Genomic DNA, 11,924 nt, shown 5'->3' with positions numbered 1-11,924 from the left:
CCGGGGGCCGGCGCTCCCGGCGCCGCACCGGGCGCGGTGGTGCCGACGGGAACGCTCCCGGCGGGGGCGACGGTGCCCGGCGCCCCGGGTGTTGCCGCCGTGGCCGCGGCCTGGGTGCCCGGTGCCGCACCCGGGGTGGTGCCGCTCGTGCCGGCCCCGGTGGTCGCGGTCGTCGCCGGGCCCCCCGTCGAGGCCGGGGTCGCGCCCGGGACGGTCGCGGAGGTGGAGACGCCCGCACCGGTCTCCGAGGCGTCGGAAGTGCCGAGCGTGCCCATCGCGAGACCACCCGCGCCGAGCACGACGAGCGCAGCGGCCGCGGCCCCGGCGAGCGCGTAGCGCCGCGAACGGGAGGGCGCCGGAGCCGCCGCAGCGGCGGCCGGGGCCGGGACCGGGACGATCGCCGGGCGAACCGGCGAGACCGTCTCGGTCGGCCGGTCGTGCAGGATCGTCACGGGCAGCGCGGTGGTGGGCACCTCGTCGTCCGCCGGCGGGGTGACGGTCGCCGCGGCCGCGGAGTTACCCGTCGGCGGCTGGGCCGCCGCAGAGCTCACCGTCGGCGGCTGGGCCGCCGCAGAGCTCACCGTCGGCGGCTGGGCCGCCCCGAGGGCGGCGGTGTGGGCGGGCCGCGGGCCGGCAACCACCGGAATGCCCAGCTCCGCCGAGATCAGCTCGGCGACCAAGGGGATCGCGCCGCCGCCACCGGTGAGCAGCACCCGCCCCACGTCGGACGGCTCGACCCCGGCGCCGCGCAGCGCCTCGTGCACCAGCGCGATCGACGCCTGCAGCGGGCCGCGGGCGAGTTCCTCGAACTCGTCGCGGACGAGACGCACGTCCCGCCGCACGCCGGGCAGGTCGATCGCGACGACCGTCTCGGTGTCGGTCGACAGCCGTTCCTTCGCGGCCGACGCGCGGGCACGCAGCTCGGCCAGCGCCGCCGTCATGGGGGCGGCGAACGGATCGAAGTCGGGGACGTCGTCGCGCACGGTGTCCAGCAGGTGGGTGGTGACCAGGTGGTCGAGGTGACCGCCGCACACGTCCTCGCTGCCGATCGGGCGGCCGAGGAGCACCGGCTCGGCGCCGGTGCGCAGCACCGAGACATCGAGAGTGCGGGCGCCGAGGTCGTAGACGACGACCACGCCGTCGCCGAGGGGGCCCTGGGCGGCGTCGAGCCAGCGCACCGCGGCGACGGGTTCGGGCATCAGCGTCACGTCGGGCAGACCGGCCCGCGACAGCGCATCGCGCAGCGCATCGACGGTGTAGCCGGCCCACGGCGCCGGATGCGCCACCGTGATCGTGGGCGCTTCCGGCAGGTCGCGCGACGCCTCGTGCACCAGGCAGCCGATCGCCGTGGCGGTGAGGTCCTCCCCGGAGTACGACGCCCCGTTGTCGGCGAGCACACCGACCGGATCCCCGACCCGGCGCACGAAGTCGGTGAACACCAGCGAACCCGGCGCGGCCGCACGACGACCGAGGTGCGGCGCGTCGTCGGGGGGAAGGTGCAGCTCGCTGGCGCGGGACAGGACGACCGGGCGGTACGTGTCGGCGCGATCGAACGCGGTGGCCGCCACCGAGTCCGCCGAACCGATCGTGACTCCGAGTCCTGTTGCCATGTCGTTTCGCTCCCCTGGTCGGGGCGGACGGATCCGCCGTGTCGCGTTGGATGTCGTAATCGGACACGATGTCGTTAGCCCGATTCGAGACCTTCGGCCCCGGCGCGGGGGCGATCCCCCTATCCGTCCCGATCCCCTAACCCCCGCCCCCGTACGGGCCCCGGACCGATGGGGGACTCCGCCCCCTTGGGCGGGGGACGGGCCGTTCGTAGCGTGAATCGCAGAACACCGACCTCAGGAGATGCGATGTCCACCAACGCTGTGCTCGACTTCATCCTCAGCCTGCTGCGCGACGAAGAGGCCCTCGCCCGCTACTGCGCGAACCCCGACGCCGCCCTGGCCCAGGCCGGGCTCGCCGACGTGTGCCACGCCGACATCGTCGCCGTCGCGCCCCTGGTCGCCGACAGTGGACTGTTCGCGGGGACGGCCGCCGAGCTGACCGCGGCGCTCGGTGGGGCGGCGGGTGCGGCCGGCGCGATCGGTGCCGGTGCCGCCGGTGGCCTGGCCGGCGGCGCGGGTCTCGGTCTCGCCGGCGGGGCGGGCCTCGGCCTGGCGGGTGCCGTCGGCGGCGGCCTCGGCGGCGGTCTCGGCCTCGACACCGACTTTGCGGCCGAGCTGGCCGCCGATCTCGCCGGCACGCTGGGCGCGGCCCTGGAACTCGGCGGCGATCTCGGTGCCGCGCTCGGTGCGGCGTTCGGAGCGGCCCTCGGCGCGGGCGGCACGCTCGGCGGTGCCCTCGGCGGCATCGGTTCCGGTGCGCTCGACCTGACGGGTGACCTGGACCTGGGCGCGGCCCTCTCCGGCGCCCTCGCCGGCGGCCTCGGGCTCGACGCCGCGACCGGCGTCGTCGCGGACCTCGGTGCCGCGCTCGACGCGGCGCTCGGCGCGACGGCCGGGACCGCTCTGGACCTGTCGGGTGCGCTCGAGGCCGCCTTCGGCGTCGGCGGTGATCTCGGCGGTGAGCTCGGTGGGGCGCTGGGCGGTCTGCTCGACACCGCGCTCGCCGCGGGCGGCGGCTTCTCCACCGCGGTCGAGGCGGCCCTCGCCGGTGGCGCGGACCTCGCGACGGCCGTCGGCGCGACCCTCGGCGGCACGCTGGGCCTGGGCACCGAACTCGCCGGACAGCTCGGCGGCGCCCTCGAATCCGTGCTCGAGGTCGGTACCGGGCTCGCCGGCGGCCTGGACCTCGGCGGCGGTCTCGACGCCGTCGCCGGCGTGACCGCCGGCCTCGGAGCCTCCCTGTCCGCGCTGCTCGAGGCGGGCGGCTCCGTCGCCGGTGATCTCGGTGGCACCCTCGGCGCCGTACTCGAGGGCGGTGCCGACGGTGGGCTCGCCGGCGGCATCGACCTCGGCGCCCTCCTCGGCGGCGACGCCTCCGGCGGCGTGGACCTCGGCACCGCGGTCGGCGGCCTCCTCGGCGGCGCGCTCGGCCTCGAGAACTCCGCCACCCTCGAACTCGGCAACGCCCTCAACGTCGCGCTCGACCTGTCGACGACCGTCGAATCGAGCGCCGACGGCACCCTCTCCGCGGTGCTCGGCTCCGCGTTCTCCGTCGGCGGGGAAGCCGGCGCGAACCTCGGTTCGGCGCTGGGTGGGGTGTTCGAGGCCGGCCTCGGCGGAACGCTCGACTCCACCGTGGACCTGAGCTCCCAGCTGGCCACCACCATCGGCGGCGGTCTCGGCGCCGACGCGGACCTGACCGGCCAGCTCGGCTACGCCCTCGACGGCGCGCTCGACCTCGGCGGGCAGCTCGCCGGCGGCGGCGAAGCGGTCGGCGGTCTCACCGGCGGCGTGTCCGGGGGACTGGATACCGTCGCTGACCTCGGCGCCGGACTCGGCAGCGGCCTGACCGGTGGACTGACCGGCGGTCTCGACGGGGCCGCGGACCTGGGCGGCGGGCTGGCCGGTGGGTTGACGGGCGGTCTCGACGGGGCTGCGGAGCTGGGCGGCGGGCTGGCCGGTGGGTTGACGGGCGGTCTCGACGGGGCCGCGGACCTGGGCGGGGACCTGGCCGGTGGATTGACCGGCGGGCTCGGGAGCGCCGCGGATCTCGGTGCGGGGCTCGGCGGCGGCCTGACCGGTGGCCTGGAGGGTGCCGCGGACCTGGGCGGCGGGCTGACCGGTGGCCTGGCGGGCGGCCTGGACGGTGCGACCGACCTGGGCGGCAGCCTGAGCGGCGGCCTCGAAGGCGCCGCGGGTGGCGCGTCGCAGGTCGGCGGCGCCGTCACGGGCGGGCTCGAGGGAGCCACCGACGCCGGCGGTGCGCTCGGTGCGGGCATCGGCGGCGCGGCCGAGGGCACCTCGCAGCTCGGCGGCCAGCTCTCGGGAGCCGTCGACGGCACGACGGACGCGTGGTCGTCCATCGACGCCGGCGACGTCTTCGGCAGCGCGGGCGGCACCGGCGGCCTGTTCGGTTCCGCCGAAACCGGTGCCGACGCCGATCTGCACGGCGGGATCGACGCCGGCGCCGGCACCGGCACCGATTCCGACTTCGACACCTTCCTCGGCTGACCTCACCGCACGGACCCGGCGCCGGCCCCGCGTGCACCACGCGGGGCCGGCGTTCGTCGCGGAGGACATAATCTCGGTGCAGCCCGCACTCCGACAGAAGGCGAGTCGAAGCGATCACCATGCACACGTCGTCCGCAGATGCCGCCGCTCGCCGCGCGGCCCTCGTCGAACTGATCGACGCGGCCGCCGAACACATCCGCGCCGCCGAGCGCGGTGACCTCGCCGCCAGGCTCGAGGCGGCGCGCACCCGCGTCGTCGACCCCCGGCTGCGGGTCGTCGTCGTCGGCCAGCTCAAACAGGGCAAGAGCCAGTTCGTGAACTCGCTCCTCAACCTCGAGGTGTGCTCGGTCGGCGACGACGAGACCACCGCCGTGCCCACCGTCGTGCAGAACGCCGACCGCACCTTCGCCGAACTTGTGCTCGCCGAGCCCGGTCGCGATCCCGTCCGGGTGGACCTGCCCATCGACGAGCTGCAGCGCGTCACGCCCGGCACGCCGCGCGCGGGCGGCCGGGACGTGCTGCGGCTCGAGGTGAACGTGCCGAGCCCGCTGCTCGCCGACGGTCTCGTCCTCGTCGACACCCCCGGTGTCGGCGGGCACGGAAACCCGCACGCCGCAGCAACATTGGGTCTGCTTCCGGCGGCCGACGCGGTGTTCGTCGTCTCCGACGCCAGCCAGGAATTCACCGAGCCGGAGCTGAGTTTCCTTCGGCAGGTGCTGCAGCTGTGCCCGGCCGCGGCGGTGCTGATCACCAAGACGGACCTGTACCCGCACTGGCGCGAGATCGTCGCCGCCGACCGCGGGCACCTGCAGCGCGCCGGCCTCGACGTGCCCCTGCTACCCGTCTCGTCGCTGCTGCGCAGCCACGCCCTGCGCCTCGACGACGCGTCGCTGCACGAGGAGTCGGGCTTCGAATCGGTGTACGGGTTCCTCCGCGAGCGGGTCGTCGCACGCGGCGCCGACGCCGCCCGGCGGTCCGTCGCGCTGGACGTGAAGTCGGTCGTCGAGCACGTCGCGCTCGGCCTGGGCAGCGAGCTCGCGGCGCTGCGCGACCCCGAGACCGGTGCGGCGGCCGTCGCGGAACTGCAGCGCGCCAAGACCGCTGCGGAGGCGCTGCGCACCCGGGCCGCCCAGTGGCAGCAGACCCTGGCCGACGGCATCGCCGACCTCGCCGCCGACATCGACCACGACCTGCGGGACCGGCTGCGCCGGGTCACCCGCGAGGCGGAGGCCACCGTCGACGAATGCGACCCCGGGGAGGAATGGCCGCGGATCGGGGAATGGCTGGGCGAGCAGGTCGCCGAATCCGTCGGCGACAACTTCGTGTGGGCCCACGAACGTTCGGTGTGGCTCGCGGAGGTCGTCGCCCGGCACTTCGCCGACAGCGGCGCGGTGGACCTGCCGGATCTGCGCCTCGGCGACCTCGAGGGGCTGCTCGAGCCCGTCTCCCGGCTCTCGGACCTCGAGTCGGGCCGCATCGGCGTCGGCCAGAAGATGCTCGTGGGAATGAAGGGCTCCTACGGCGGCGTGCTCATGTTCGGGCTCATCACCACGCTCATGGGCATGGCGCTGGTCAACCCGATCTCCGTCGGGGCGGGAGTTGTGCTCGGCACCAAGGCCTATCGCGACGACAAGCAGGCGCGCATCGCCAAGCGCCGCGCCGACGCCAAGGTCGCCGTCCGCAAGTTCACCGACGACGTCGGCTTCCAGGTGGGCAAGGAGTCGAAGGACCGGCTCCGGCTGATCCAGCGCCAGCTGCGCGACCACTTCACCGAGCTGGCCGAGCAGACGCTGCGGTCGCTGTCCGAGTCGCTGCGCGCCGCGCAGGAGGCCGCGACGGTCGAGGAGGCGCAGCGCCAGCGCCGCATCGCCGAACTCGAGACGCACGTGCGTGCGCTGACGACCCTCCGCGAGCGGGCCGCGCAGCTGGCCGGGGCCGACGCGTGAGCGTCGAACAGGCCCGCGAGCTCGTCGCCCACGCGCGTGCCCGGTACGGCGGCGACCCGCGCGCCGCCGAGCAGCTCGCGCTGTGTGCGGCGCGGCTCGAGCAGCCGCTGCGCGTCGCGCTCGCCGGCTCACTCAAGGCCGGCAAGTCGACGCTGCTCAACGCCCTCGTCGGGCAGGACATCGCCCCCACCGACGCCACCGAGTGCACGCGCGTCGTCACGTGGTACCGCAGCGGCTCCACCCCGTCGGTCACCGCCCGCTACGACGGCGACCGGATCCTCCCGGTGCCGGTGCAGCGCCGCGACGGCCGGCTCACCTTCGACCTCGGCGAGCTGACCGCGGAGCGGGTGGACCGCATCGACGTGGAGTGGCCGGCCAGCGCGCTCGCCCAGACCACGATCATCGACACTCCGGGCACGTCGTCGCTGTCACAGGACGTCTCGGCCCGGACATTCGAGCTGCTGACCCCCGACGACGAAGCGTCCGGCGCCGACGCCGTCGTCTACCTGATGCGCACCCTCGGTGCCGCCGATGTGCAGTTCCTCGGCCGGATCGGCCAGCACGTGGGCGGCGAGTCCGGTCCGCTCGGCGTGATCGGCGTGGTCTCCCGCGCCGACGAGGTCGGCGCCGGCCGCATGGACGCGATGATGTCCGCCAAGGAGGTCGCGGCCCGGTTCGCCGGCGAGCTCGAGCGCACCGGACTGTGCCAGGCCGTCGTGCCGGTCGCGGGGCTGCTCGCGCTGGGCGCGCGGACGCTGCGGCAGAGCGAGTTCGCCGCGTTCGAGGCGCTCGCGCAGGTGCCGTCGCAGGATCTCCAGGTGGCGATGCTGTCGGCGGATCGGTTCGCCCGCCCCGACATCGCGCTGCCTGTCGATCCGGGGACGCGGGCGCACCTGGTCGACCGGTTCGGCCTGTTCGGGATCCGCTTGGCCGTCACGCTGATCCATCTCGGGGTGCGGGACTCGCCGACGCTGGCCGCGGAACTGGTGGCGCGCAGCGGGCTCGACGAACTGCGTCAGGTGATCGACGTGCAGTTCGGCCAGCGCGCCGATCAGCTCAAGGCGCATTCGGCGCTGATGTCGCTCGAACGGGTCCTGCGCGCCCACCGCGACGGCCCGCTGCTCGCCTCGGTGCAGCGGCTGCTCGCCGACGTCCACGGCTTCACCGAGCTGCGCCTGCTCGGCCGCCTGCGCTCGACCCGGGTCGCGCTGAGCGAGAACGACCTGCTCGAACTGCAGCGGCTGATCGGCGGTTTCGGCATCGGCCCTGCCCAGCGGCTGGGCCTCGGGCCGGACGCGACCGCCGCGGAGATCCACGCCGCCGGCGTCGCCGCCGTCCGCGCCTGGCGTGCCCGCGCCGAGCATCCCCTGCTCGACCGGTTCACCGCGAACGCGTGCGGCGTGGCGGCGCGCAGCGGGGAAGGCATCCTCGCTGACGTCGCAGGCTGATCCGCGCGCGACGGTGCTTCCTGCGCGCGTAAGAACCAGCGCAGGAAGCAGTTTCGCGCGCAAGGCCCGGTGGTTCTCAACGTCGTGCCCGCTGCGCCGCCTGCTCGAACCGAGCCTGCACGACATGGAAGCGGAACAGATCCGGCCACGTCCACCGGATCACCTCCAGACCGAGCTGCCGGATGGCGTCCTCCCGCAGCTTCTCGCGGCGGACGATCTCGGCGGTCACGCCGGGCTCGTCGGCACCGTACTTGCCCATGCCGTCGAACTCGCCGACGATTCCCTCCCAGTAGAAGTCGGTGCGAGCGACGAATCGACCGTCGGCCGTGCGCAGCTCGTGCTGTAGCTGCGGTCGGGGCATTCCGGCGTCGCGCATCCGCAGTCTGCTGAGGGATTCGCCCGGGCTCTCGCTGCGCCCGTCCAGAAAGGCCACCACACGCCGTGCAGAGGCGACACCGGCCTTCGTCCCCGCAGCTGCCAGCGCGACGGACAGCGCGCCGTCGTCGACGGAGTGCAACCGCAGCGCCGAGTCACCGATCACCGCGGCTCGGTCCGCGGGCAGGGTGCGGGCGAGATCGACGACGGTGCGGGCAGCGGAGGTGACCGGCAGCCCGTCGCACGTGTCGATCTCGTCGGCGGTGTAGCCGCCGACGTGGACGTGCAGATTCGGGGTTCGGCGGCCGCCCGACGTGCGCTTACGGGTGACGTGCACGCGGGAGAGATCCACGTTCCACACGTCGAAGCCGTGGAGGACGGCGGCCGAGACGTGGCTGAACACCGCGTCGGTGTACAGAGAGGGGGCCACGGCCCGCAGGCGGAGCCGATGCCGGTCCACGTCGTCGAGGCCGTCGGTGTCGTCCCGGCGGAGATAGATGCCGGGCGCAATCCTCCGCAGTCGTCCCGTACGCAGGGCGTTGCGTAGTTCGGCAGGCGTGTGTCCGGAAGCGATCAGGGCCGAGCGCCGCAGTGGTGTCGGGTCGTTCATACCGACCAGAGTGGGGTGGACATCCGTCGATCGCGCGCACTCGGCGACGTGCGGGCCGGATCTGTGGATGAAGGTGCTGGTTGTGGACAACTCCTTGCGCGCGTCGGTGCGGCTTGCGCGCGTAAGAACGCGCGCAACGGGCACTTTCGTGCGCGACGAGCGGCGACGTCAGCGACGCCGGGCCGCGACGGCGCCGACGACGGCGAGCCCGGCCCAGAGCAGGGGAGCCCACAGCAGGACGCCGGCGGTGGCGTCGCCGGCGTCGGCGAGGACGCTGCGGGCGGCGACGGCCGTGACGACGGTGGCGGCGGAGACGACGGCGAGCGCGAGGCGCGCCCGGGGGTGGCCGCGGCGCAGGAGTTCGAGGAAGACGACGGCGAGCAGGACGAGGAGCAGGCCGGCGGCGGCGAAACCGGCGAGGGTGAGGGCGACGGTGTCGGCGATGCTCTCGGCGGTGGTGCCGGGGTTGGCGCTGCGCAGCGATTGTTCGAGGGCGTCCCGGACGGGTTCGCGGTCGAGGAGGACGGCGCCGAGCAGTCCGGCGAAGACGACGAACGACAGGACCCAGGCCGAGACCGCGGCGCCGACGCGCGGTCCGGGGGAGTCGGTGGGGTGCAGCGGGGTGACGGAGAACTCCGGGCGGGGCGGCTGCGGGCGCGTGCTCACCCCGGGATCGTAGCCTCCCGCAATTCTTGTGATCCGAGTCACAAAAGGAACATCGCGGGGTGGTCTGCCGTTGGAGGAAGCAGACAACTTGAGCGTTGCAGACTCAACTTTGACTTGACTCGGGATTCCGGGCCGGTGCAAGCTTGAGTCGACTGCGCTCAGCTGAGCCGATCCGGCTCAGGTTGTGCAAGGACACCTATGCGGCACACCGGTGTGCCGCAGCGAAGAATGGAGAAACACTATGGCTCGAGCGGTCGGTATCGACCTCGGAACCACCAACTCCGTCGTTTCCGTTCTGGAGGGCGGCGAGCCCGTAGTGGTCGCCAACTCCGAGGGATCGCGCACTACCCCGTCGGTCGTCGCCTTCGCCAAGAACGGCGAGGTGCTGGTCGGCCAGCCCGCCAAGAACCAGGCGGTCACCAACGTCGACCGCACCATCCGCTCGGTCAAGCGTCACATCGGCACCGACTGGACCGTGGAGATCGACGGCAAGAAGTACACCTCGCAGGAGATCAGCGCGCGCACGCTCATGAAGCTGAAGCGCGACGCGGAGGCCTACCTCGGTGAGGAGATCACCGACGCCGTCATCACCGTCCCCGCCTACTTCGAGGACGCGCAGCGGCAGGCCACCAAGGAGGCCGGGCAGATCGCCGGCCTGAACGTGCTGCGCATCGTCAACGAGCCCACTGCTGCGGCCCTGGCCTACGGCCTGGACAAGGGCGAGAAGGAACAGACCATCCTGGTCTTCGACCTCGGTGGCGGCACCTTCGACGTGTCCCTGCTCGAGATCGGCGACGGCGTCGTCGAGGTCCGCGCGACCTCCGGTGACAACCACCTCGGTGGCGACGACTGGGATCAGCGCGTCGTCGACTGGCTGGTCGAGAAGTTCAAGGCACAGCACGGCGTCGACCTGACCAAGGACAAGATGGCCCTGCAGCGTCTGCGCGAGGCCGCGGAGAAGGCGAAGATCGAGCTGTCGAGCTCGCAGTCGACGTCCATCAACCTGCCGTACATCACGGTCGACGCGGACAAGAACCCGCTGTTCCTCGACGAGCAGCTCTCGCGCAGCGAGTTCCAGAAGATCACCTCGGATCTGCTCGACCGCACCCGCGCGCCGTTCCAGCAGGTCATCAAGGACGCCGGCATCGCCGTCAAGGACATCGACCACGTCGTCCTGGTCGGCGGCTCGACCCGCATGCCCGCCGTGACCGACCTGGTGCGCGAGCTGACCGGTGGCCGTGAGCCCAACAAGGGCGTGAACCCGGACGAGGTCGTCGCCGTCGGCGCCGCCCTGCAGGCCGGCGTCCTCAAGGGCGAGGTCAAGGACGTGCTGCTGCTCGACGTCACCCCGCTGTCCCTCGGCATCGAGACCAAGGGTGGCGTGATGACCAAGCTCATCGAGCGCAACACCACCATTCCGACGAAGCGCTCCGAGACCTTCACCACGGCCGACGACAACCAGCCGTCGGTGCAGATCCAGGTCTTCCAGGGTGAGCGTGAGATCGCGGCGCACAACAAGCTGCTCGGCTCGTTCGAACTCGGTGGCATCGCCCCGGCTCCGCGCGGCGTCCCGCAGATCGAGGTGACCTTCGACATCGACGCCAACGGCATCGTGCACGTCACGGCGAAGGACAAGGGCACCGGCAAGGAGAACACGATCAAGATCCAGGAGGGCTCCGGCCTCTCCAAGGAGGAGATCGACCGGATGATCAAGGACGCCGAGGCGCACGCCGAGGAGGACCGCAAGCGTCGCGAGGAGGCCGAGGTCCGCAACCAGGCCGAGTCGCTCGTGCACCAGACCGAGAAGTTCCTCCAGGAGAACGGGGACAAGGTCGCCGCCGACGCCAAGAGCAAGGTCGAGGCCGCGATCAAGGAAACCAAGGACGCCCTCGCCGGCACGGACATCGCCGCGGTGAAGACCGCCGTCGAGAAGCTCGCGACGGAGTCGCAGGCCCTCGGTCAATCCCTGTACGAGTCGCAGGCCGCCGACGCGGGTGCTGCCGCCGGTGACGGCGCGGCTGCCGGCTCGGACAACGTCGTCGACGCCGAGGTCGTCGACGAGCCGACCGACTCGGAGAAGAAGTGACGACGGAGAAGCCCGAGCAGGAGCCGGTGACCGTCACCGACAAGCGTCGGATCGACCCCGACACCTTCGAGGTTCGCGACCCGGAGACCGGGTCGCAGTCCGTCGGCGGTGCGGACACCGAGGCTCCGGCTGCGGGAGAACACGAGGAGGCCGCGCTCGCGGCCGAACCGTCGCCCGAGTCGGCTCAGCTGGCCGAGCGCACGGCGGACCTGCAGCGCCTCACCGCGGAGTACGCCAACTACCGGCGTCGCGTGGAGCGCGAGCGGGTGGTCACGACCGAGGCGGCCAAGGCCTCGGTGGTCACCCAGCTGCTCGACGTCGTGGACGACCTCGACCGGGCCCGCGCCCACGGCGACCTCGAGCAGGGGCCGCTGAAGTCGGTGGCGGACAAGCTGAACGGCGTCCTGTCGGGCCTGGGGCTCCAGCCCTTCGGCGACGAGGGCGACGCCTTCGACCCGGAGATCCACGAGGCCGTGCACATGGAGGGCGACGGCGCCAGCCCGGTGCTCGACACGGTGCTGCGCAAGGGATACCGGCTCGGTGAGCGGATCCTGCGGCACGCGATGGTGACCGTGACGGACGCGGTCCCGTCGGGCGACGCACCGGCGGAAAAGCCGGCCTCCGGTGCGGACAACGAGTAAGTACAGGGAAACAGCGAGAGGAGGAGACGCC

Annotated in this window: 8 protein-coding genes; 5 read left to right on the top strand and 3 right to left on the bottom strand. The window is 73.2% G+C overall.

Annotated features, from left to right (window positions below; all coding sequences use genetic code 11):
- A partial coding sequence (locus ACWPOB_RS25580) for an Hsp70 family protein (protein WP_455402531.1) occupies positions 1-1,610 on the bottom strand: 1,610 nt, incomplete at its 3' end.
- Between the two features lie 246 nt (positions 1,611-1,856).
- On the opposite strand from ACWPOB_RS25580, the gene ACWPOB_RS25575 reads away from it, so the two are divergent.
- The 3 genes from ACWPOB_RS25575 (at position 1,857) to ACWPOB_RS25565 (ending at position 7,515) form a co-directional block, all read left to right on the top strand.
- Positions 1,857-4,121, top strand: coding sequence for an IniB N-terminal domain-containing protein (locus ACWPOB_RS25575; protein ID WP_455402530.1), 2,265 nt, complete (start codon positions 1,857-1,859; stop codon positions 4,119-4,121).
- 119 nt (positions 4,122-4,240) lie between these two features.
- Positions 4,241-6,067, top strand: a complete 1,827-nt coding sequence (locus ACWPOB_RS25570) for a dynamin family protein (RefSeq protein WP_455402529.1) — start codon at positions 4,241-4,243, stop codon at positions 6,065-6,067.
- Positions 6,064-7,515: a dynamin family protein gene (locus ACWPOB_RS25565; RefSeq protein WP_455402528.1), complete on the top strand. Its 1,452-nt coding sequence runs from the start codon at positions 6,064-6,066 to the stop codon at positions 7,513-7,515. Before ACWPOB_RS25570 ends, ACWPOB_RS25565 begins: the two co-directional genes overlap by 4 nt.
- 76 nt (positions 7,516-7,591) lie before the next feature.
- Here the strand turns inward: ACWPOB_RS25565 and ACWPOB_RS25560 are convergent, their stop codons facing one another.
- Together ACWPOB_RS25560 and ACWPOB_RS25555 are read right to left on the bottom strand one after the other, a co-directional pair.
- A complete protein-coding gene (locus tag ACWPOB_RS25560) occupies positions 7,592-8,500 on the bottom strand; it encodes a hypothetical protein (protein WP_100059153.1) in 909 nt (302 codons plus the stop codon).
- 168 nt (positions 8,501-8,668) lie between these two features.
- A complete protein-coding gene (locus ACWPOB_RS25555; RefSeq protein ID WP_455402527.1) occupies positions 8,669-9,166 on the bottom strand; it encodes a hypothetical protein in 498 nt (165 codons plus the stop codon).
- A 241-nt stretch (positions 9,167-9,407) separates the two neighbouring features.
- On the opposite strand from ACWPOB_RS25555, the gene dnaK reads away from it, so the two are divergent.
- Together dnaK and grpE are read left to right on the top strand one after the other, a co-directional pair.
- A complete protein-coding gene (gene dnaK / locus ACWPOB_RS25550; RefSeq protein WP_455402526.1) occupies positions 9,408-11,252 on the top strand; it encodes a molecular chaperone DnaK in 1,845 nt (614 codons plus the stop codon).
- Complete coding sequence (gene grpE / locus ACWPOB_RS25545; protein WP_455402525.1) at positions 11,249-11,893, top strand: nucleotide exchange factor GrpE; 645 nt, start codon at positions 11,249-11,251, stop codon at positions 11,891-11,893. Before dnaK ends, grpE begins: the two co-directional genes overlap by 4 nt.
- Positions 11,894-11,924: the final 31 nt, after the last annotated feature.

It is taken from the genome of Rhodococcus sp. 2H158, from assembly GCF_053764755.1.
This window is presented reverse-complemented; position numbering and strand designations above follow the sequence as displayed.

What these genes read in the sequence shown, in the direction of transcription:
- ACWPOB_RS25575 (WP_455402530.1), top strand. Translation starts at nt 1,857, where the DNA reads ATGTCCACCAACGCTGTGCTCGACTTCATCCTCAGCCTGCTGCGCGAC.
- ACWPOB_RS25570 (WP_455402529.1), top strand. Translation starts at nt 4,241, where the DNA reads ATGCACACGTCGTCCGCAGATGCCGCCGCTCGCCGCGCGGCCCTCGTC.
- ACWPOB_RS25560 (WP_100059153.1), bottom strand. Translation starts at nt 8,500, where the DNA reads ATGAACGACCCGACACCACTGCGGCGCTCGGCCCTGATCGCTTCCGGA.
- dnaK (WP_455402526.1), top strand. Translation starts at nt 9,408, where the DNA reads ATGGCTCGAGCGGTCGGTATCGACCTCGGAACCACCAACTCCGTCGTT.